Here is a 21,875-nt window from a genome sequence, read left to right as displayed (position 1 = left end):
GGGAATTTACGCGCCTTTTTGGGCGACCAGTTCGATCTCGACGAGCATCTTCGGGTCCAGGAACGGCAGCACGTGGACCAGTGAGAGGGTGGGGCGGATTTCGCCGAAGACCTCGCCGTGCGCCCGGCCGGCTTCTTCCCATTTGCTGATGTCCGTCAGGTACAGCTTGGACTGCACCACGTCCCCATAGGCGAAGCCGGCGTCGGCCAGGACCTTGCCGAGTTTCTGCAGGATGTACTGGGTCTGGGTGTAGAAGTCATCCCCCACCACGCCGTCCTCGCCGCTGGCGGCGGTGGCTGAGATGTAGAGGGTGTTGTCCACCTGGACGGCGCGGGAGTAACCGAGGGTCTGTTCCCAGACGGATCCGCTGCCGAAGGTTTTGCGCATGGTGGGCCTTTCAAAGCTGGAATGGGTCGCCACCACTGTAGGGCTGCTACAGGTCGCGCCGATAAACCAGCAGTTTTGTGTCGGTGCCGGGAACGAACCAGTCCCGCTCGGGCACGCGCTGGAAGCCGGTCTTGCGGTACAGCCCGTGGGCGCTTTCCCAGGCCTGGCCGGTGGTGAGGGACACTCCCTTGATGCCGGGAAGGGTCTTCGCGTGGCTGAGGATGGCGTCCACCATGGCCTTGCCGGCACCGCTGCGCTGCACGGCCGGGTCCACCACCAGCATGCGGAATTCCAGCTCATCCTGCAGAGCGATGTCCGCATAGGGTTCCCCGGCCAGCGCCAGGGTGACCGAACCGATGACGGTTCCTTCCCGTTCCGCCACCCAGATGGTGGCCTGCCCGGCACGGGCCGCAACGTCCATGATCTTGACCATGTACGGGTGGGCGGCGTCGTCGAAGTAGCCTGCGGAAAGGTAAGAGTCGGCGGTGATGCGGGCGACCGCCGGGAAGTCCGCTTCGACGGCGGGACGGATGGTCAACTGCTTGTGCACCCGTCAATGGTAGTAGCCCGCGTGCCTCGTCTCCGCCGGAAACGCGCTTTCCGTGATCGAACTATCAATACGGACGCCTGGAGCACGTGCGGCTGCCGGGCAGGCACCCCTTTTACACCGGGCACACACCCCTTTTACAGCGGGAACTTGCCGGACAGTTCCAATTACAGCGGAAACTTGCCGGACAGTTCCAGGCTTGCAGCGCACGTCCAGGCGTCCAGGCGCTCGTCGTCGGTGGGACCGCCGTCGAGCGGGCTGGTGAGGCGCGGCCTGCGCACCCAGCAGCCGGCTTCCTCCGCGATCAGGGCGCCGGCCGAGAAGTCGTGCTCGTTCAGCCCCCGCTCGCCGTAGGCGTCATGGGTTCCATCTGCCACCATGCACAGGTCGAGGGCGGCGGAACCAAGGCGGCGGACATCGGCAAAGCCGTCCATCAAGGTACCGAAGGCCGCAGCCTGTTGGACGCGGATTTCTGGCTCGTAGCTGAACCCGGTGGCCAGGATCTGCCCGGCGCGCTCCGGAACCGGCCCGTCGAGCCTGGTGACGGTGCCCCGCTCGTCCAGCCACGCACCGTGGCCGCGGGCGGCGTAGTACACCCGGCCCAGCGCTGGCGCGTTCACGACGCCGGCCTGCCAGACGCCGTCGGCATCCGCCACAGCCACGGAGGTGGCGTAGTAGACGATGTTGCGGATGAAGTTGGTGGTGCCGTCCAGAGGGTCGATGGACCAGCGGTAGCCAGTGGGGTGGGCAGCGCGGGTGGTTCCCTGTTCCTCACCCGTGACGCTGTCGCCTGGACGGGCAGCGGAAATGACATCCCGCACGGCACTTTCGGCAGCCACGTCGTAGGCGGTCACCCAGTCCCCCGCCGCTCCCTTGTTGCTCGCGTCCAAGGCCTTGCCATCCCGGCCGGACAGGACCTTGGCGCCTGCCGCGGCAGCCTGCTTGGCCACCTCCAGGAGCTCCGAAGCGGACGTCATGCGTTCTCCTCCACCGTGTTCTCCCGGGCAGTGTTCTCCCCCGCAGTGGCCGGCACGGTCGCCTCTTCGTTTCCGTCGTCGTCTGCTTCTTCTACGCTGTTGGCTGCTGCTGTGTCCGCTGCTGCCGCGTCACCCAAAGCTGCCGGGCCGCCGTCGAGCAGTTGCCGGAACCCGTCCTCATCCAGCACCCGGATTCCGAGCTGTTCTGCCTTGTCCAGCTTGCTGCCGGCGCTTTCGCCCGCCACCACGTAGCTGGTGTTCTTGGAAACCGAGCCCGCGGCCTTGCCGCCCCGGAGCAGGATGGCCTCCTTGGCCTCGTCACGGCTGAAATTGGGCAGGGAGCCGGTGACCACCACGGTGAGCCCTTCGAGGGTGCGCGGCATGGACTCGTCCTGTTCGTCCTCCATGCGCACCCCAGCGGCGGCCCAGCGGTCGACGATCTCCACGTGCCAGTCCTCGGCGAACCATTCCTTCAGGGCCGCGGCGATGGTGGGTCCCACCCCGTCCACGTGGGCCAGTTCCTCCTCGGAGGCTGCGCGGATGCGGTCCATGGAGCCGAACGCCTGCGCCAGGGCCCGCGAGGCGCGCGGGCCGACGTGCCGGATGGACAGGGCGACCAGCACGCGCCACAGGGGCTGGGTCTTCGCCTTTTCGAGCTCCTTGAAGAGCTTCTGCGTGGTGGCCGTGGGCTTTGACGGCGATTTGGCGGTGCCTTTGCTGAAGAAGTAGGGCACCAGCTCGTACTCACCCGTGGGAACGCCCTTGGCTTTTTTCTCGCGCCGGATCCTGACATCGGCCAGGTCCTCGGGCGTGAGGTCGAAGAGCCGCGCTTCGGAGGTCAGCGGCGGCACCTCAGGTTCGATGGGCTGGGTCAGGGCGATGGCGGCTTCCCAGCCCAGGGCCTCGATGTCGAACGCACCCCTGCCCGCTACGTGGAACACCCGCTCGCGCAGCTGGGACGGGCAGGACCTGGCGTTGGGGCAGCGGACATCCACGTCCCCTTCCTTGGCCGGGGCCAGCGGTGTGCCGCAGGAGGGGCAATCGGTGGGCATGACGAAATCGCGCACCGGCGGATCCTGCTGGTCGCGGAGGTTCAGGACCGGGCCCACAATCTCGGGAATGACGTCCCCCGCTTTCCGCAGGATCACGATGTCGCCGATCTTGACACCCTTGGCCTTGACCACGTCCTGGTTGTGCAGGGTGGCCATCTCCACGGTGGATCCGGCAACTTTGACCGGCTCCATGACCCCGTAGGGGGTGACCCGGCCGGTGCGCCCCACGTTGACTTGGATATCCAGCAGCTTGGTGTGGACTTCCTCCGGCGGATACTTGTAGGCCACGGCCCAGCGGGGAACGCGGCTGGTGTTGCCCAGGGCCCGCTGGGTGGCAAAGTCATCCACCTTGATCACAATGCCGTCGATCTCGTGGAGCAGCTTGTGTCGCTGGTCGCCGTACCGCTTGATGAAGCCCAGGACGTCGTCGCGGGTTTCCAGCACCTCGAAGTACGGGCTGACGGGCAGGCCCCACTCCTTGAGCAGCCCATACGTTTCCGACTGGCTGCCGGCCTTGAGCCCCTCCCGGGCGCCGATGCCGTGGACGAACATCTTCAGTGGCCGCTTGGCCGTCTCGGCCGGGTCCTTCTGGCGCAGCGATCCCGCTGCGGCGTTGCGTGGGTTGGCCAGGGGGGCCTTGCCGGCTTCGATCAGTGCTTCGTTGAACTCCGCGAAGGCTTTGGAGGGGATGAAGACTTCACCGCGCACTTCCATCTCGGCCGGGAAGCCGCTGCCGCCCAGTTCCTGCGGGATTTCCTTGATGGTGAGCAGGTTGTGGGTGATGTCCTCACCCGTGGTGCCGTCACCGCGGGTGGCAGCACGCACCAGCTTGCCGTCCCGGTACAGGAGGTTGACGGCCAGGCCGTCGATCTTGAGTTCGGTCAGCCAGGCTGCCTTGGCGCCGCCGTCACCGATTTTTTCGATGCTGGCCTCGGCCCGGTTGAGCCAGGCCTCAAGCTCTTCCAGCGAGAAGACGTCCTCCAGGCTGTACATCCGCTGCAGGTGTTCCACCGGCGCGAACGCGGCGGAGACCTCGCCGCCCACTTCCTGTGTGGGTGAATCGTTGGCCACCAGTTCCGGGTGCAGCGCCTCGATCTCCTCGAGCCGGCGGAAGAGGGCGTCGAATTCGGCGTCCGACACCAGCGGCGCGTCCTCCTGGTAATACGCGAACCGGTATTTCCGCACCAGGTCCGCAAGGTTTTCGTATTCCTCGCGGATGGCCTCGGTGGGGACCGCCTCTGGTTCGTGCGGTGCCGGGGTCCGGGCGGCGGTCTTTTCTGCGGGTCCTGGTCCTGTGCTCACAAACCTATCTTGCCTTACACCTCCGACAGCCACCCGGCAGCCCCGCGCGGCAGGCAGGAAGCGTCGCAGCCGGAGAGCCCGGCAGCCAGCCAGTGTTGCCGCAGGAGCAGCTCAGTGCGACCGGAGCCGGTTGCGGTTCCGGGTCCACCACGCGAAGGCTCCGGCGGACACTGCCAGCAGCACCGTTCCGGCGACGATGGGCAGCAGCGCCGGGCCGTCAGGGCCGTGGCCGCCCGCGGGGGCAACAGCAGCCAATTGGGCAGGTGCTGCGGACCTGGTGACGGGACTGTTCCAGTCCTGGCCGCTGGACGGGCCGGTGGGAGGGCGGTAACCGGCGGCGGCCGAGGCAGTGTCAGGGGCAGGCTCATCCGGGACTGCCGCTTCGGTGGCAGGAATTGCGGCCGGATCAGGTGCCGGAGCACCGGGCTGTGGCGGCATATTTGTTTGCGGCGGCTGGGGCTGGGCAGGCTGGGCAGGGGGCTCCGCAGGAGGCGCCGGCTGGGCGGGCGGCGGAGCCGGTTCCCTGGACTTCCGCGGCCGCCCGTTCTGGCCGGTGTCCGGGCTGCTGGCAAGGATGGGAAGGCAAACCAGGCCGCAGTCTGTGGCCTGCGTGCCCGACGCCGGAGCGGGCGTGGGTGCGGTGGTGGCCGCGAGTGCCGGGCCTGTTGGGAAGAAGCCAAAGGCGAGGGCCAGGACGGCTGCGGATGCCGTCGTCGAAACGGCGTGGCGGAGCGGTGCGGACGGGGTCATTGCTACCTTTCGATGCGCGCAGCCCCCCACCACGGCTTTCTGGTGTCCCCGGTAGTCTTCTACAGCGCCCTGCGGGGCCGCAAATCCGCATCAGTGGCGGCCCCGCAGTTATCGGGCCTGTTCAGTCCCGGTTTTCCGGCGGCAGTGCCACCTGGATCTTCCGCGCTTTGCCGCGTCCCACCACATAGCCGCGGCCGGGGATGAACTCCGGACTGACGCGGCCCAGGGAGGTGTTGAGCAGGCTGTCGCCCTCGATGTCCCCCGGGTTGAGCAGCAGCCCGCGGCGGCCGGATTTGAAGGGTTGGGCAAGCTGCCAGGCACTGGACCAGGTGGAGGACTCGGACTCCCCCACCACCCACTGGTCTGCCTTCAGCGACGCCGTCACCAGCTGCGCCACGCCCGATTCGGCGATGGTGTCGGTGAACTCGGTCAGGCCTTCGATGAAGAAGGCCACCGTTCCCGGGTTTCCGGTGGAGTGCTCCACCAGGTCCTCCACCACCTCGGCGAGATCGTCCGGCCCCACCACGGAACGGTTCCAGATGGGAAGGGCGGCGACGGCTGACCGGCGGGACCCGAGGTAAATCAGCTCAGTGGCGGGGTTGGACCGGCGCAGCGCGTAGGCCAGGGTGACCAGGGCTACGGTCCGTCCGGCACCTGGCGGGCCGGCCAGCAACAGCGGGCCGCGCGCCATGATCTCGGCGGGCTGCAGTGACTCGTCGTCCACGCCGATGACGGGCAGGTCCTGGCTGCCGGCGGGCAGGACGTCCAGGTCCACCTGCTCGGGAAGCCGCTCGATGCCGGGGGCGGCGCCCATCCCCTGCCGCAGCATGGCTTCGCTGAGCTTATGGACTTCCCGGGCCTGCAGGGCCAGGTTCGAGTTGCCGCCGAGGACGGCCAGCTGGACTTCGAGTCCGTCCAGGAGTCCACGGCCCGGAGGCGAGTTGGCGGTGAGGACGTCCCTGGGCACGTCCATGGAGATGTAGTCGTCCTCGTTGGAGAGCCGCAGGACCAGCCTCCGCTGGATGGAGGCCAGGAGCGACGCGGGGACGGCGTTGGGCCGGTCCCCCGTGACCACCAGGTGGATGCCCAGGGTGCGCCCGTCCGTGGCCAGCTGCAGGAAAATGTCCCAGAGTCCGGAGAGCTTGCTGTGCTCGTAGGCCTCGCGGAAGGCGGACATGCCATCCACCAGCACGAAGATCCGTTTCTCGTCCGGCCGGTTGGCCAGCTTCCGGTACTCCACGATGGTGGAGGCACGGACCTCGGCGAACTGCGCCGAGCGCAGCTCTGCGATGTCCCGCAGGAGCCGCAGCAGCCGCCCAACGCGTTCCACGTCGTCGCCGTTGATGATCTCACCAACATGCGGGAGCTCCTCAAGCATCCGCAGCCCGGCGGAGCCGCAGTCGATGCCGTACACGTGTACGGGCCCGCCGCGCGGGGTGACCGCGGCTGCAATGGCAATACCCCGCAGGGCCGCGGACTTGCCCGAGCCACCGGTGCCATAGATGGCCATGTTTCCGTCCCGGTCCGGTTCGTAGAACACGGTGGGCTGGTCCTGGTGGACGGGATCGTCGGCCACACCGAGCAGCAGCTGTTCATCGGTGCGCGGGTTGGGGAGCTTGGAGAAGTCATAGGTCTTGGCCAGCTCATCCAGCCACGGTTTGCGGGGCGGCTGGATGGCCAGGGTGTCCGCGGCGTGCACGATGGTGGAGGTCATCCTGGCGATGTCGTTGGGGCCGGCCGGTTCCTGGGCGACGGGCTTGTCCGGTGCGGGTGCCTCCCAGCTGGGACCGGAGCCGAAGGCCATCTCCACGATGTCGATCTGCGGCCGCTGCGGCTTCTCCGTGGTCCAGCCGCCGGCGTAGCCGGTCTGGAACCCCTGGATGCGGCCGGGGCCGGTCTTGGCGGCGCCGCGCCCGGGAATGGCGGGGTCGAAGTAGGCCGCATCCGGAACGCCCAGGATGTCCGTGGCGTCGTCCTCGTCCGCCATGCGCAATGCCACCCGGAGGTTGGTGTTGGCGCGCAGGTTGTCCTTGATGACGCCGGCCGGGCGCTGGGTGGCAAGAATCAGGTGCAGGCCCAGGGATCGGCCACGGGCGGCCACGTCCACCACGCCGTCAACGAACTCGGGAACGTCGTTGGCCAGGGCCGCGAACTCGTCCACGATGATGATCAGGTACGGCGGCGCTTCGGGGTCGGCCTCACGCTGCAGTGCCAGCAGATCCTTGGCCTTCTTCCGGTTCAGCAGCTGTTCCCGGTAGTGCAGCTCGGCCCGCAGCGATGTGAGGGCGCGGCGCACCAGGTGCGGGGACAGGTCCGTCACCAGGCCTACAGTGTGCGGAAGGTTGATGCAGTCCGCGAACGCAGCGCCGCCCTTGTAGTCCACGAACAGGAAGCTGACGCGGTCCGGGCTGTAGGCCGCGGCCATGCCCATGACCCAGGACTGCAGGAACTCGGATTTACCGGCGCCGGTGGTGCCGCCCACCAGCGCGTGCGGCCCCTCGTTCTTCAGGTCCAGATACAGCGGTTCGATGCCCTTTGACCCCACCAGGGCCCGGAGCGTGCCGTTGTCCTTGCGGTTGGCCACGGCGGTGGCGTGCACGGAGTTGTTCTCCGTCCAGCGCTCCGCCACGGCCTGCGGGTTGTCCAGGAAGTCCTTGCCGATCAGGGTGGCGTAGGAGACGGCCCTGGGCAGGTCGGAGTCGTCGTTGACGGGCTTGCCCACGTCCACCACGGGAGCCAGCATCCTGGCCAGTTGGGCGGCGAGTTCGGCGTCCACGCTTTCGCAGCTGACGGGGTAGGTGTGGCGGCCCAGGCGGACCTGGCCGGTGGTGGTGCCGTGGTCGCCGTCCACCACCATGAAGTCGCGGCAGGCTGCAGGAAGGGCCTGGATGTCGGTGGCCACCCACAGGACATGGACACCTGAGTCGGGACCCCGTTCCGCCAGCCGGGTGAGGCGGCCGCGGTCCACCGGAGCGTCGTCTTCCACGATGACCAGCACGGACGGCAGAACCGGTTCCTCGAGCTCATGCTTGACCGGGTCGATGCCGGGGCGCAGGTCCGGGGCAGTCCGCTTGGCTGCCGCCTCGCGGGCATCCACCAGGTCCTCGAGGCGGGCCAGCAGGGACGAACCGCCGGCCGACCCGGCAGCAAGGTGGTCTCCGCCCAGCGGGCTGTGGCCGGAGCCAACGTGCGGCAGCCACTGCAGCCAGTTCCAGCGCTCACGCGACTGGGCTGACGTGATGGCGGTGAGGACCACCTCGGCCGGGGAATGAAGCCCTACCAACTGCAGCACCATGCCGCGGGCAACGTCGTCCACCAGGCCGCGGGCTCCCGCGATGCCCAAGGCGCCGGAGGTGCGCAGCTGGGAGACCACGGGAACGCCTTCGATCTCGCTGAACTGCTTGATGCAGTCCTGGATTTCGCGGGCGTACTGGACCTCGGTGTCGTTGTTGGAGGGTTCCTCCAGCGGGATGCGGGACGGCGCGGTCCCCAGTCCAAAGCGCAGGCCCAGGAAGGAGGAGTGCTCCGGCCGGTGCGTCCACAGCAGCGGCCCAAGCTTGTAGATGGCGTCCACGGTGTCGCTGACGGACGGTGCTTCCTGGAGCCGGACGGCCCGCTCCACCTGCTGCAGTTCGGTAAGGTCCTGCCGGAAGGCGGCCATGGAAGCCCGGAACTGCTTGAGCTGCTCCTTCTGCTGCTTCCTGGTGCGCAGTCTAGTGTCAACGTAGTGGCCCACGATGAACAGGGGCATCATCAGCATGAACACCATGGACAGCACGTTCTGCGTGACCGCGAAGATGACTGCGCCCATCATCAGCGGCGCCACCAGCATGATGTACGGGAATGGCTGGTCCTCGGGCCGCTTGGGCCCTGAGGGAAGGACGCGCTTGGGTACCTCGAAGCGGGGCACCACGCGCGGGGAACGGTTGAAGTCCACCAGGGGCGACGTCGGAGCTGCCGCGTGGTTGTGCCCCAGCGGCACCACCGTGACGGTGGTGTCCCCCAGGGTCACGGTGTCGGAGGAGTTAAGGGTGGCGCGGGTGACGGGCAGGCCGTCCATCAGGAGCCCGTTGGCGGAGTTGGTGTCAACGATCTCGATGCTCTCGCCCACGGTGATCCGGGCATGCCGCTTGGAAGTGAGCGGGTCCGTCAACCGGATGTCCACGTCCCGGTCCCGGCCGATGTAGCTGGTGCCGGTGGGCAGCGAAAATTCGCGGCCGACGTCGGGCCCGGACAGCACCCGCAGGGTGGCCGCTGCCGGCCCCCGGTTCGCCCCTGGTTCGTGGAATTGTTCGCTCACCTGGGCCAGGGAAACCACGGAACCGGGGCGGAGGCCCGATTCGAGGAGGTTGTCCTGGCGGGCCAGGATGTTGCCGCTGATTCCGGCGCCCACGAAGGCTTCATCGATCCGCAGGGACAGGTTGTCCGGCGCCGGCGTGCCCTTGCGGTCAGGGTCCGCCGCCCAGAGCACGGTGGCGATATCGGCCACAGTGGCCATGCCGTCCACCGTGACGGCCAGGTCCTTGGCGTCGGCGGGTTCGCGGCGGAGTGTCAGCCGGATCCTCATCCTTCGTCCACGCCCCTCATCTTTTCGAGCAGGTACAGGTCATCGGGTGTTACCAGGTGGGTGGTGACGGCGTGTTCCACCAGGCGGGCACGGCGGTTGGTGGCCAGCTTGCCGCCGCCGCCGCGCAGCCCCACCACGCCCACGCGGTCCAGCTTGTCGCAGACGTTGTCGAGTTTGCGGTTGAAGCGGGTCAGCGCCCACCCAAGGGTCTTGGCGGCCGCCGCCGAGGACGGGATGGTGCTGAAGCCGGTGCCTTCGCGCCGGAGCACCGGCTCGGCGAGCGCCACGATCAGCGCCTTCTGCGCGTCGGTGAAGACCACGGGGCCGATGGTGGTGTCCCCGCTGCTGGCGTCCTCCCGGGCTTCCTGCCGGAAGGAGGGCGTCTTCAGGTGCACGGCGAATTCGTAGGTGGTTGGGCCGGCCGTGAAGATCACGTTGGTGTGGCTGAACACCAGCGGGATCCGGGCGCCGGGTGACAGCCAGGCCTGCATGCCGCCCGATGCGTCGGCAACGGTGGCGGAGAGCATGCTGCCCACGTTGCTGAGCCACCAGATCCCGTCATACCGGGCCACCTGCAGGAACTGCCGGTGGAGGTACGGGTTGTCGTCCACTTCCAGGTCGCCCTCGCGGCCGATGTTAAAGATGTCGTCGTCCGATGGCTCATACCATTCGCCGCAGAAATCTATTGCCAGATCCCCCATGATCCACGCCTCCTCAAGGCAAAACTGTTCCGGTGACCGGAGTACTGGTGGTGTGCTGTTGCCCGGTGCCGCAGCCGGGATGTTACGTGCTGGTCCAGTGCCGTCACTGGCCGGTGCAGGCGATGGAGTTCTCCTCCATGGGTGAGAATGCGCCGTCCGAGCGGACGATCATCACCTGGATGCAGGTCTGCCCGGTAGGGCTGGGCCGCATCTTGACCGGCGGCTTGTCCACAGAATGGAATTCCAGGCTGTTCCCGCCTATGGTCCACACCTTCCACTTGTAGGTGTCCCCCTCCTTGGGCTGCGGATTGGTCCAGGTGAAGCTGGCCTCCCCGTCACTGCCGATGGATCCCTTGAGGCCTTCGACATCGGGGACGGTGCCGTCGTCCAGGGCGTCCGCCGGGGATTTGGTGACCTGCTGGGTGGGCACAGGCTTGGGTGTGCCGGGGGCCGCGTTGGCCACCACGATGCCCACCACCGCCGCCAGCGCCAGGAGGGTGCCCCCGGTGACTGCGAGCCAGAGATTGCGTTTGCCGTGGTCGGCTTCCGGCGCTGCCTCCGGCTCGTCCACTTTTACGGCACGCTGGACCGTTGCGTCGGGGGTATAGGCGCCCTGCCCGGCGTCGCTTACCGGCGCGCCGTAGTTCACCGCCCCCGGGCTGCCGCGAAGGACGGTGGACTGGGCCCACTCACCCTGCCCGCCGCCGTCGGCAGGTTCTGTTCCGGAAGAGCCCGTTGCTCCAGCCGGACTTGCCGGGATGGAGGGCGCTGCCGGGGCGGCGCGCCATTGGCTGGGTGCTGCGGCGGTGAAGGCCGACGGCGGGAGGGCGCCTCCCCTGCGTCCGGTCGCGTCGGCGTGGGCGCCCGGGAAATTGGCGCCAGGAAAATTGGGGCCGGCCGCGTTGGGGCGGGTGCGTGCCGGGAAGGTGGGGGCGCTGCCGGTGCCCTCCGGGTCGATGGCCGCGATACTGCGGACCCGCGTTTCCTCGGTGCCGTCATCCGGGTGGCCCTCGTCCTGCTGGGGCTCCTCCAGGACTTCGAAGGGCGTGACGGAGAGGTTGAGCTCGGCCTGGATGCGCTGCAGGGCCAGGGCAAAGGCGTGGGCCGAGGAGTACCTGGACTGCGGTGACTTGGCCATGGCCGTGGCCAGCGCCAGTTCCAGGGACTCCGGCACATCCGCCCGGCCCAGCCGCGGCAGGGCCGTGTTGCTGATGCGGTTGATCAGTTCGCGCTGTGAGTTGTCCGCACCTGGCATCACGAAGGGCGAGCGGCCGGCCAGCAGCGTGTAAAGGGTGGCACCAAGGGCCCACACGTCCACCATGACGCCGTCCACTGGCCCGTCCCGGAACTGCTCCGGCGGGGACCACGGAATGGACATGCCAGAGTCGTCATCCGAGTCCCCGGCGAGGGTGCCGGAGATGCCGAAGTCAGTCAGGGCAGGGCGGTTGTAGTCCGTGACCAGGATGTTGGCGGGCTTGATGTCGCGGTGGGCGATGCCGGCACGGTGGGCTGTCTCGACGGCGGAGGCAACCTGGATGCCCACCGCCAGGACCTCGTCCACACTGAAGCGCTGCCGCCGGTACCGCACGTCAAGGCTGGGCCGGGAGCAGTACTCCATGGCCAGGTACGAGTGCCCGTCATCCGTCACTTCCGCTTCGAAAATCGTGACGATGTACGGGTGCGAGGACAGCTGGGCCATCAGGTTGGCTTCGGATTCGAACCTCCGCCGGGCGCCTTCAGTCTTCAGGTCGGAAAGCAGCACCTTGACCGCCACCTTTCGGCGCGGCCTGTCCTGCTCGTAGAGGTAGACGTCGGAGAAGCCGCCGGATCCCAGCAGGCTGATGTAGGTGAACCCCGGAATGCGGGGCGGCGGTGCAACGGGCCGTTTGGAACTCACGGGATCTCCTCAAAACGCAGTGAGATGTTGTCGCCCAGCTCCGCGATGTCGCCGTCGAGCAGGATGGCCATCTCGTTTTGGGCCAGGCGGCGCGGCGGCTGGCCTTCGCGGACCAGGACGGTGCCGTTGGTGGCTTTAAGATCGCAGAGCATGACGTGCCAGCCCTCGAGCCGCACCTCAACGTGGGACCGGGAGATGTCCCCACCCGGGCTCGCCACCTGCACGAGGCGCGGCATAACCCCGCCCTGGACCCGGGAGACGGAGGGCTGGCGGCCAATGACCATCGACTGGTCCAGGTCTAGGAGTTCGCCCGTGGACAGGCGCATCCGGCCCAGCCGGGGACGTGCCACCTGGACGGCGTCGGGCAGCAGGGCGGCACCGCAGGCGCTGCACAGGGCACGGGTTGGCGGATTGGCGTGGCCCTGCGAACAGACGCGCGCCAGTACCAGCGGCCCGTCGCCGGCAACCTGCTGGGCCTGCCGGTTCGACGCCGGGGCGCCCGTTCCCGAAAGGCTGCTCTTCATGACCGTCTGGCCGTCGTGGTCGGGATCGAAGCCGGCCTCTGGTTGGGCCTGGGATGGGCTCTGCGCCGGACTGGCGGGACCACCGTCGAAGGCAACGGGGGCGGGGACTGGCGGAGCCGGCGGAGTGCCGAGGGTTGGCGGCGTGCTGGGTTCCGGGGTGGGTGTTGTCGCTGCTCCCCCGGTACGCCATGGGACGGAATCGATGAGGCCCGTGGAGGCAGGGCGGGGCGTGGCAGCCGGCGCGCCGGTTTCGGGCCCAGCTACGGCAGGATTGCCGGCGCCGGTGTCAGCGTCAGTGTCCGCTGCCGGTCCGGACCCGGCTGCTGCACCCTGCAGGCCGGCGTCCTCCGCCGAACCAAGGGCAGCAAGCGGTTCGGCTGCGGGCAGGGCTGGAGGTTGCTGTGGGACCACGTGGCCGGAGTCGGCATCGGGTTCCTCGCGCACCGCCGCGTCCTCGATGTTCCGCATCACGGTGCGGTCCCAGAGGTGGTCGTAGGAGCTGGTGAGTTCCTCGGCCGGAGCGGCATCGCCTGGATCAGTTTCCGCCCCATCCGCCCCGTCCGGCCCGGCCAGTCCGTCGCCAACCGGTTCCGGATTGGCAGGCTCCTCCAGCAGTTCCTCGTCGGCGTCGATGATGGCGCCCGGGGCGATGGTGGCGTCGGGATCAAGGCCTTCGAGGTCAAGGCCCTCGGGGTCAAGGCCTTCGGGGTCAAGGCCTTCGGGGTCAAGAGCATCGGTGGCGAACGCCTGGGGCAGGTTGGCGTCTTCCGCGCGTTCCCCGTCCGGGGCGTCGTTCAAGCCGTCGTCCAGGTTGTCATTAAGGTCGGCGACCGGATCCCCAACCGGGCCCGCGGTCAAGTCCTCGTCAATCACCCCCACCACTGTCCCGGCAACATGGCCGGCGTCGCCGCTGCCGTCCACTTCACCGGCAGCGTCCACTTCACCGGCAGCATCCACTTCACCGGCCGCGTTGACGGCGAACGGGCCGTCGGGGGCGGCGGGAGCATGCCCGGCTTCTGTACCCCTCGCAGGCGCCGTGCCTCTGACCACGGCCGTGCCTGCGCCCACCGCCGTGCCAGTATCAGCAGCAGCGCCGTCGACGGCGGCAGGGCCCGGGCGCGCCCCGAAGGTCAGGGACCGCAGCAGCACCACGCCTTCCCCCAGCGGCAGCCGGGGACCCCCAGCGGTCCCTGTGCCATCGTCGCCAGCAGCCCCGGCGTCCGCGACACCCAGCCTGCACGTGCCGGGCATCACGAACTTGCGTTCGTTCCAGGTGGTCACGTCCCTGCCGTCGAGGTCCACGGCTCCGCCGGGCTGCTCGACGGTGAGGTCGACCGCGCCGCGCAGGAAGACCCGCAGCGACCCGTTGAAGTCAAGGATGGCAAAGGACGGTATATGGGTAAGGGAACCGCCGGAGCTGCTGGTCACGGCGGCGAGGACCTCGTGGGGTTCCGGCCGGCCGGCCAGGAGTTCCCACAGCGCGCCGGCCAGTTCAGCGGGCGCCTCCGGCCCCAACAGGACTGCAGTGCGGGACCGGACGATGCCCAGCCAGCCGCCGGGAATGTAGCTAGCGCCGGTCATCGCCCGGCTCCCCCTCCAGCGACGTGCCGTCGACCAGCCCGGTGCCGTGCTCCAGTGCCGTGCCGTCCACCAGCGGTTCGGGCAGCGGTTCCGTCACGGCCTCGGAGGACTGCAGACGCGGCAGCGTCACGTCGTCCCCGTCAGCTGTGGCGTGGCGGGGCGCCGTGGTGCCTGCGCCGTCGTCGTTCGCCACGTTGTGCGCGTCCACCACGATGGCGGTGACGTTGTCACGGCCGCCACTGCGCAGGGCCGCCTGAATCAGGGCGTCCACGGCCTCCTGCGGGTCGGCCACGGTACTGAGGATCCGGAGGATGTCATCGTCTGCCAGTTCGCCGGTCAGGCCGTCGGAGCAGACCAGCACGCGGTCGCCTTCCTCGACGGGGAGGAGCCAGTAGTCCGCCTCCGTCTCATCCCCCGTCCCCAAAGCGCGCGTGACGACGTTCCGGCGCGGATGGAGGGTGGCCTCCTGGGCGGTGATTTCGCCCGCGTCCACGAGCTCCTGGACTTCGGAGTGGTCCACGCTGATCTGCTCGAACCGCCCCAGGCTGAGCCGGTAGGTGCGGGAGTCGCCGATGTTCATCACCAGCCAGTAAGGCATGCCCATCTGTTCCACAACGACGGCGCCCGTCAGGGTGGTACCGGCACGGGCCCCCGCGGCTTCACGGATGGAGGCGTCGGCACGAACCAGGTACTGCTGGAGGACGGACGCCGTGATGTTCCGCTCCCCCGTGGCGACCTGGGGCATCTCGGCCAGCGTACGCACGCACAGGCCGCTGGCAATCTCGCCAGCTTCGTGGCCGCCCATGCCGTCGGCCACGGCGAAGACGGGATCGGCTGCGATGTACGAATCCTCGTTCAGTTCCCGGCGGAGCCCCCTGTCTGTCCCGTAACCGCAGGAGAGGCTAAGGCCCGGCCCCGGCTCGATGGTGGAGGAAACACTGGCGGGGTGCTGGTTCATGCCTGTCCTAGGTAAAAGGTACGGTCTCCAAAATGCACGCTGGATCCCGGGGTAACAAACGTGGGGACGCCCGGCACCAAGGGGGTGCGCAGGCCGTCCGGGGTGGTGACGGCGCTTCCGTTGGTTGAGTGCCGGTCCGTCACCCAGATGCCGGCACCGTCGGTAAGCAGGTGCAGGTGGGTTTTCGAAATGGAGCGGCCGGGATCGTCCACGGCCAGCAGTTGGGCATGCTGCTCCCCGGCCTGTCCCACGGGGTTGCGGCCCACCAGGACGCTGCGGTCCAGTTGGAAGTCCCGGCCGTCGTCGAGGCGGATGCGCAGGACTGCCACTTGGGCCGGGGCACCGCTGCCGGGGCGCACCTGGGTGCGCTCAACGTCGTCGTCCACATGCGGCGGGGGCATGCGGTGACCGGAGGGAGCGCCCGTAGGAGGGACCGCCGGGGCGGCGCCTTGTTCGAGTCCCGACGGCGAACCCTGGGCACCTGCGGCAGGCGCACCACCGGCAGGCGGTGCGAAGGATGCCGGCGAGGTGTAGGGCATCGTCTGGGACGGCATGGTGGCCGACGGCGCAGGTGCTTGGGGGGCCTGGGCTGGGGTTGCCGGGGGCGTCGCCGCCTGGGGCGCGCTGGGCTGGGGCGCGACCGGAGACAGCACCTGCTGGACGGGCGGAAGGTCCAAGGGTGCAAAGCTGTAGGGCCCCTGGATGCCGCCGGTGGTAATAGGGTCCCGGCCCGCATTCACGTCGAACACCAGGGTCTTGGCAGCGTTGTCATGCCAGCCGCGCAGCCCGCCGTTCTTGTCCCATCGGCAGGAAACCACCACCAGCACAGCCCAGACGGCAGCCACCAGGAGCAGCGGCCCAAGAATGAACAGGGCAACGTCAAACCACTTGAACACCACCACCAGTACCGCCGCCAGCAAGGCCAACAGGACACCGGCTCCCGTGATCAGGCCGCGCAGGAACACGGCGCCGGCACCGGGCGCATAGCCGTCCTGGTCCGCACTGCGGATGCCCATCATCAGGTTGCCTGGTGTCTTGCCGCTGCGGCCCTCCAGTCCGAGGACGACAAACAGGTAGGCCAGGGTCACGCCAAGGCCGATGCCGCCGAACAGCACCAGGGACGACGTGTCATAGACGATGAAGCCGCCACTCCTGGTCCGCGTGATGCCTGCGAAACCAATGGCGAAGGTCACCACCAGCACCGCTATCCCCGGCAGCCAGTCAATGACGGCAGCACCAAGCCGCTTGCCCGCCGTAGCCGGAACAAGCTGAAGGTTCACTGCCATTCCCGTTCCTCCCCCTGGAGCGGCTTCCACCCTGGTGGAACCGCCGGTCCTGCCCGGCCCGGAGCCCGTGTATGTGGGACCCGTCAATGCGCTGCCCGCCGGCTGACCTGCCGGGGGCCTTTCTACTACCGGGATAGTACCGGGAATCCCCGCCGCATGCTCGGGACGCGCCTCCCTGGCAGCGCTGGGGCCGTGATCCGGAAGCGGGCCCGGAGTGCGGGTGCGGCGCGCCGCCCGGTTGGGCAGCGGCGCACCGCAGGCAGTGCAGAAGGTGGCCCCCGCACGGATCTGCTGTTGGCAGCGCGGGCAGCGTTCGGCGTCGTGCGTCACGGCTGGCCTGGTCCTTGCTGGTTGGGTGCTTGCTGGTTGGGTGCTTGCTGGTTGGGTGCTTGCTGGTTGGGTGCTTGCTGCTGCGGCGGCGGCGCATCAGCACTGCCGGAGGTACGACGGCGGCGCGCGGCAATGATCCCGGGCACCGTCGGCAGTGCCAGCCGGCCTCCGCGCAGCTTAAGGCTCTTGCCGGAGTTCATGGCCGTGCGGGCGTCCGCCAGCAGCGACCGCGGCGAGAACCGTGCCTGCTGCCGGCGCCAGAAGCCCATTCCGGAGGTCATCTCCTTGAGCGAGCCGTCAACGATGGTCCAGTACTCCCGGACCTGCTCCTCAGTGGGCTCCCCGGCGCCGAAGATTGACGCGTCCGCCCGGCGGGCCAGCATGGTGGTGGTCCCCGAGGTTGCAGGGAACGCCTCGGCCAGCACGGCGGCGCTTTCGCGCCGGGTCGACCGGGTGTCGACGGCGGCACCGAGGTCCGTCGCCAGGCTCACCACCTCGTTCCATCCTCCGCCCACACGCTGGGCGGGGAGCCCATCACGGAAACGCGACTTCCGCCGTCGTGCCTTCAGCAAAGCAATCAGCAACAGCGGCAGGGCCAGGACGACCACCGGGATGGCCGCGACGCCCAAGGCACCCAGGAGCGCGCCCCAGAACAGCCACGGATTGTTCTTCTTCTGGTCCGCGTCCAGCGCGTCCGGCGAGGAGTCCGGCGGCAGGTCCGCCGGCTCCTGCGGCGGGGGCGGCGGCTGCAGCACCTGCGGCTTGGGCTTGGACTTGCTTTCGGGGTCCGGCGGGATGGGGATGTTGTCCTTGGGCGGGGTGGGATCGAAGCTGACCCAGCCCACCCGCTCGAACGCCACCTCTACCCAGGCATGGACGTCCTTACCGGTGATCTTCACCTCGCCCGCGCCGTTCTCGGGGCTGGTCGGTTCAGGGTAGAAGCCCATCACCACGCGGGACGGGATCCCCAGGTGCCGCAGCATCAGGGACATGGCCACCGCGTACTGTTCGTCGTCGCCGAGCATCTGCTTGGCCGTGAGCAGGTTGCGAATGCGGGCGGAGCCGTGACCGGAGACGCTGGGCAACTGCCCTTCGCTCACCAGGCCGTTGCTGAACGCCCCTGTCTTCTGGAAATGCGCCTCGATCTGGCGCACCCGGTCGATCGCGGTCGGGGCATCAGCGGACAGGTCGTTCGCCTGGGAGCCCACCACCGGCGGTACCTCAAGGGGGTCCGGGAGGGAGATCTTGGCGAAGTCGTACTGGGTCAGCTGGCCGTGCTCGAGCTTGACGGGGTCGGAGACCTGGACAGTATAGGAGTCGCCCTTGGCTAATCCGCTGGTGGTGACGGCGGTGTCCGATCCCGGGTTGAAGTAGAGCCCCGCGGCCGCGGCAGAACCGGGCTGGTCAAAGCTGATGCCGGTGGTCTTGCGGCCGCCGGGGACAAAGTAGCCCTGGTAGTCCTCGATGTTGATGCTGATCGAGTAGTCATTGGTGGGCACTACGCCGGACGTATCGGCAAGCGTGTTGATGGACTTGGCATCTCCCACCTTGCTGAAGTTGCCCGAGCCGTTGGGGTCCATGTTGTAGTTGGTGCCGTTGAAGGCGTCCAGGGCCCCCAGGCGCACCCGGCCGTCGCGTGGGAGGCCCTTGACCACGAACAGGGTGTCGTCCTTCTTGTCCTTCACGTACGTCCGGAAGCTGGCCAGCGGGGTGATGTAGTCCTTGGGATCGAATGGCGGCACCACCACGTTGCGGAGGACTTTCCGGTCCTCCCCTGCGCTGACCAGCGGCGCGGCCACTGCTGTGATCCCGACGCTGACGGCGATGACCCCAGCCGCCATGCCCAGCCGGCGGATCCTGGCCCGCCGTGCAGTGGCACTGTCATTCTGCGGGTTGTTCACGGCCACCCGCTTGGTGCTGTTCCGCCGCAGGGCGTCCCGGCGGAACGTTGCCCAGGCGATGCCCAGCACGGTCAGCCCGATGCCGCGTTCCAGGGTCAGGAAGGCGGCGTTGGTGCTGAAGGCGATGCCGGTGACGAACAGAACCAGCACGGGAAGGAGGGGCAGGTAGGGGCTGCGGAGCCGCCAGGTCAGGAGAGCGCCCACGAGGGCTGTGATGAGCGAGCTCAGGAACGGAACGATGAGCACACCACCTGCCGTGCCCACCGGCACGCCAACCGTGAGCATGTCCTTCCAGGCGAAGACCACGCCCAGCAGGAGGGTCCGCAGCGAGTCCAGCGAGGGAACGAAACCTGCGATCGCGGCGTCGGGCACTGCCAGCCAGGTCCCGAACACCAGGTACGCGGCCAAGGCGAGGGCGGTGGTGATCAGCAGGCCCAGGCGCAGGTGGGCGTTGGCAGCCCCGATGGCGAGGCCCAGGATGATGCCACCGAAGCCGGACAGCAAATAATAGGGGTCGCCGCCGAAGCTCAGGCCGAAGCCAAGCAGGCCCAGGCCCAGCAGGACCACCAGGGCGCCGGCGTCGAGCAGGAAATGCCACAGCGGCTGGCCGTCCGCGAAGGCCGACTCCGTGGTGGCGGCCTTCCGGCGGGTGCGGGTGGGCGGGATTGTGGCCTGTGGGGAACGGCCCGGTGCGGTGCTCATGCGGCCGCCTTTCTCAGCACGATGGCAAGGTCGGCCAGGTCGCCGAGCGTCAGGACAGTGAGATCTGCGATGTTGGCCCGGGTGGGAGCAGCGCCCGCTTCCACCCGTACGGCGAGGCTCCGCACACCCGGCGGTACCGAGGCGGCGGCGGAACGGAGCTGGGTCGCCGTTACGTTGCTGCCCACCACGAAGAAGACCACGGAGGCGTTGGGGACGGTGTCGGCCAGGGTGCGGGCGAGGTCGACGGCGGTGCGGCGCATGGGGGTGCCGACGATCCGTGTCATGTCGTCCAGCATGTTCCGGCCGGTTTCGCAGCGCAGCGGCCCCTTTTGGGTCAGGACATCCAGTTCCCGCTGTTCACGGATGGCCTGGCGGCCGATGGAGGCAGCCACAGAGATGGCCATTTCGAACTCGGTTTCGGAGGCGTACTCGTCGGTGTTGATGGACAGCGAGATGGCCAGGTGGGCTCGGCGGGTTTCCTCGAACTGGCGCACCATCAGTTTGTTGGTGCGGGCCGTGGTCTTCCAGTGGATGTGCCGGCGGTCATCACCCGGCACGTAGTCGCGGAGGGCGTGGAAGGAGACGTCGGCGCTGGAGAGCTCGGTGGTGGGCATGCCTTCAAGGTCGCGGATGAAGCCGGCGGCCGAGCCCGCCAGGGCGACCGTGCGCGGGTGGACGAAGAGATCCTCCGGCTCGGTCCACAGGACCTGGCGGCGCAGCAGGTGCAGGGGGTCTGCCCGGACGGAGCGGACCGGTCCCACCACGATGACGGCGCGCCGCGCGGTGGGGATGGTGAACAGGTCTTCGTGGACCTGTCCGGGCTTCATCCGCGGCAGGTGGAAGACGGCCGTGGTGCTGCCCACCGGCAGTTCCAGCGCCGCCGGCAGCAGCGGCCGGGCCGAAGTATTGGAGACGGCAATGCTGCCCACGGCGCTGTCCCCCACCGCAACCCGCGTACGGGCCAGGTCCAGGACCACCCCGTACGAGGACCGGCCCAGGATGAAGGCAACCGCGATGACGAACATCGCGAACGCGGCAATGGAGGCCGCCGTGGCTTCCTGCCAGCCGAATGCCTGTCCCGTGGTCCAGAGCAGGATGGCGGCTGCCAGGACGGACCAGCCCAGGATACTGACCACGGAAAGCACGGGCCATGCATACTTCAGCCAGGTGTCACGGACGGCCCGCCAGGCAGGGGTCAGTGCCTGAAGGGCCGTACTGCTTGCTTCGGACCATACCGCCGCAGGGTGCAGGCGGGTGGGGCGGCCATCCCGGTGGAAGAGCTGCTGGAATCGCTCCGCGAACCGGGTCAACGGGGTACCGCTGGACGTGCCGTCGGACATAGGGGTGTGCCTTCGTTGTTGCGCTGGGATGGAGTGGTGGTGGCTGCAGCGTCAGGCTGCAGCCGGCCGGTCAGGCGTTGGTGCGCTGCTGCGGGGCTGCCACGTCGGCCAGGATTCGGGTCAGCACAGCCTCGGCGGTGGCGCCGGAGAACTCGGCCTCGGGATCCATCACGAACCGATGGGTCCACACCACGGAGGCCAGTTCCTTGATGTCATCCGGCAGGACGAAGTTCCGGCCCTGCGAGGCTGCCCACACCTTGGCTGCCCGCACCATGGCCAGGGCGCCGCGCACGGAGACCCCGAGCCTGGTTTCAGGGGCGTTGCGGGTTTCTTCGCACAGCCGGGAGATGTATTCCAGCACCGCGGTGTCGATGTGCGCTGTTGCCGCAAGGTCCGCCATGTCGGCCACCGCCTGGGTGGTGATGACGGCGGACAGTTCCTTGGACCGGTCCTTAAGGTTGCTGCCGCCCAGGAGCCGGACGGTGGACGCGTGGTCCGGGTAGCCGATGGAGGTCTTGATCAGGAAGCGGTCCAGCTGTGCCTCAGGCAGGCGGTACGTACCGGCCTGCTCAATGGGGTTCTGGGTGGCCATGACCATGAACGGGCGGCCTGCGGAGTAGGTGACGCCATCCACGGTAACCCGGGATTCCTCCATGACTTCGAGGAGGGCTGACTGGGTCTTGGGCGAGGCACGGTTGATTTCATCGGCCAGGACGATGTTGTTGAAGATCGGGCCCTTGTGGAACTCGAACTTCTGCGTCTTCTGGTCGTAGATGGTCACACCGGTAACATCCGACGGCAGCAGGTCGGGGGTGAACTGGATGCGGTTGTTGGAACCCTGCACGGTGGCGGCAAGGGCGCGGGCCAGGGAGGTCTTGCCGGTGCCCGGCGCATCCTCGAACAGGACGTGGCCCTCGGCCAGCATCGCGGTGAAGGTCAGGCGGATGACGTGTTCCTTGCCCAGCACCGCCTGCCCAACGTTGGCAACCAGCTTTTCGAATGTGTCGGCAAACCACTCGGCCTGCTCGATGGTCATGGTCATGAAGGTTGTTCTTCCTCTGGTTGTGGCTGGT

General features: G+C 68.4%; 14 protein-coding genes and 1 pseudogene. All 15 read right to left on the bottom strand.

What is annotated here, in order from left to right:
* Positions 1 to 6: 6 nt before the first annotated feature.
* The gene (locus tag ACIGJD_RS06450) at positions 7 to 387 is read right to left on the bottom strand and encodes a RidA family protein (RefSeq protein ID WP_483688803.1); all 381 of its coding nucleotides are present in this window, start codon (positions 385 to 387) and stop codon (positions 7 to 9) included.
* Positions 388 to 433: 46 nt separating this feature from the next.
* On the bottom strand, positions 434 to 937 hold the full coding sequence (locus tag ACIGJD_RS06445) for a GNAT family N-acetyltransferase (RefSeq protein ID WP_483688802.1): 504 nt from the start codon (positions 935 to 937) through the stop codon (positions 434 to 436).
* Between the two features lie 164 nt (positions 938 to 1,101).
* Positions 1,102 to 1,911 (bottom strand): inositol monophosphatase family protein, encoded by an 810-nt coding sequence (locus tag ACIGJD_RS06440; protein WP_483688801.1) that lies wholly within the window; start codon positions 1,909 to 1,911, stop codon positions 1,102 to 1,104.
* Positions 1,908 to 4,265 (bottom strand): NAD-dependent DNA ligase LigA, encoded by a 2,358-nt coding sequence (gene ligA, locus ACIGJD_RS06435; RefSeq protein WP_483688800.1) that lies wholly within the window; start codon positions 4,263 to 4,265, stop codon positions 1,908 to 1,910. The genes ACIGJD_RS06440 and ligA overlap by 4 nt, the downstream gene beginning before the upstream one ends.
* Positions 4,266 to 4,376: 111 nt before the next feature.
* Positions 4,377 to 5,015, bottom strand: coding sequence for a hypothetical protein (locus tag ACIGJD_RS06430; RefSeq protein WP_483688799.1), 639 nt, complete (start codon positions 5,013 to 5,015; stop codon positions 4,377 to 4,379).
* Positions 5,016 to 5,136: 121 nt separating this feature from the next.
* Positions 5,137 to 9,582 (bottom strand): FtsK/SpoIIIE domain-containing protein, encoded by a 4,446-nt coding sequence (locus ACIGJD_RS06425; RefSeq protein WP_483688798.1) that lies wholly within the window; start codon positions 9,580 to 9,582, stop codon positions 5,137 to 5,139.
* The gene (locus tag ACIGJD_RS06420) at positions 9,579 to 10,283 is read right to left on the bottom strand and encodes a hypothetical protein (RefSeq protein ID WP_483688797.1); all 705 of its coding nucleotides are present in this window, start codon (positions 10,281 to 10,283) and stop codon (positions 9,579 to 9,581) included. Before ACIGJD_RS06420 ends, ACIGJD_RS06425 begins: the two co-directional genes overlap by 4 nt.
* A 103-nt stretch (positions 10,284 to 10,386) precedes the next feature.
* Positions 10,387 to 12,180, bottom strand: coding sequence for a serine/threonine protein kinase (locus ACIGJD_RS06415; protein ID WP_483688796.1), 1,794 nt, complete (start codon positions 12,178 to 12,180; stop codon positions 10,387 to 10,389).
* Complete coding sequence (locus ACIGJD_RS06410; protein WP_483688795.1) at positions 12,177 to 14,285, bottom strand: FHA domain-containing protein; 2,109 nt, start codon at positions 14,283 to 14,285, stop codon at positions 12,177 to 12,179. The genes ACIGJD_RS06415 and ACIGJD_RS06410 overlap by 4 nt, the downstream gene beginning before the upstream one ends.
* Entirely contained in the window at positions 14,272 to 15,243 is a 972-nt protein-coding gene (locus ACIGJD_RS06405; RefSeq protein WP_483688794.1) for a PP2C family protein-serine/threonine phosphatase, read from the bottom strand. The genes ACIGJD_RS06410 and ACIGJD_RS06405 overlap by 14 nt, the downstream gene beginning before the upstream one ends.
* The gene (locus ACIGJD_RS06400; protein ID WP_483689442.1) at positions 15,240 to 16,529 is read right to left on the bottom strand and encodes an RDD family protein; all 1,290 of its coding nucleotides are present in this window, start codon (positions 16,527 to 16,529) and stop codon (positions 15,240 to 15,242) included. The genes ACIGJD_RS06405 and ACIGJD_RS06400 overlap by 4 nt, the downstream gene beginning before the upstream one ends.
* Before the next feature lie 273 nt (positions 16,530 to 16,802).
* Positions 16,803 to 16,859 (bottom strand): annotated as a pseudogene (locus tag ACIGJD_RS06395) (hypothetical protein); the annotation flags it as partial.
* Positions 16,856 to 19,462: a transglutaminase-like domain-containing protein gene (locus ACIGJD_RS06390; RefSeq protein WP_483688793.1), complete on the bottom strand. Its 2,607-nt coding sequence runs from the start codon at positions 19,460 to 19,462 to the stop codon at positions 16,856 to 16,858. The pseudogene ACIGJD_RS06395 and the gene ACIGJD_RS06390, both read right to left, overlap by 4 nt.
* On the bottom strand, positions 19,459 to 20,802 hold the full coding sequence (locus ACIGJD_RS06385; RefSeq protein WP_483688792.1) for a DUF58 domain-containing protein: 1,344 nt from the start codon (positions 20,800 to 20,802) through the stop codon (positions 19,459 to 19,461). The genes ACIGJD_RS06390 and ACIGJD_RS06385 overlap by 4 nt, the downstream gene beginning before the upstream one ends.
* A gap of 70 nt (positions 20,803 to 20,872) precedes the next feature.
* Complete coding sequence (locus tag ACIGJD_RS06380) at positions 20,873 to 21,844, bottom strand: AAA family ATPase (RefSeq protein WP_483688791.1); 972 nt, start codon at positions 21,842 to 21,844, stop codon at positions 20,873 to 20,875.
* Between the last annotated feature and the right edge of the window lie 31 nt (positions 21,845 to 21,875).

The sequence above is a fragment of the Arthrobacter sp. E1SS-5 genome (genome assembly GCF_057073715.1).
Note: the sequence above shows the minus strand (reverse complement) of the source record. Positions and strands in the feature narration are given on the sequence as shown.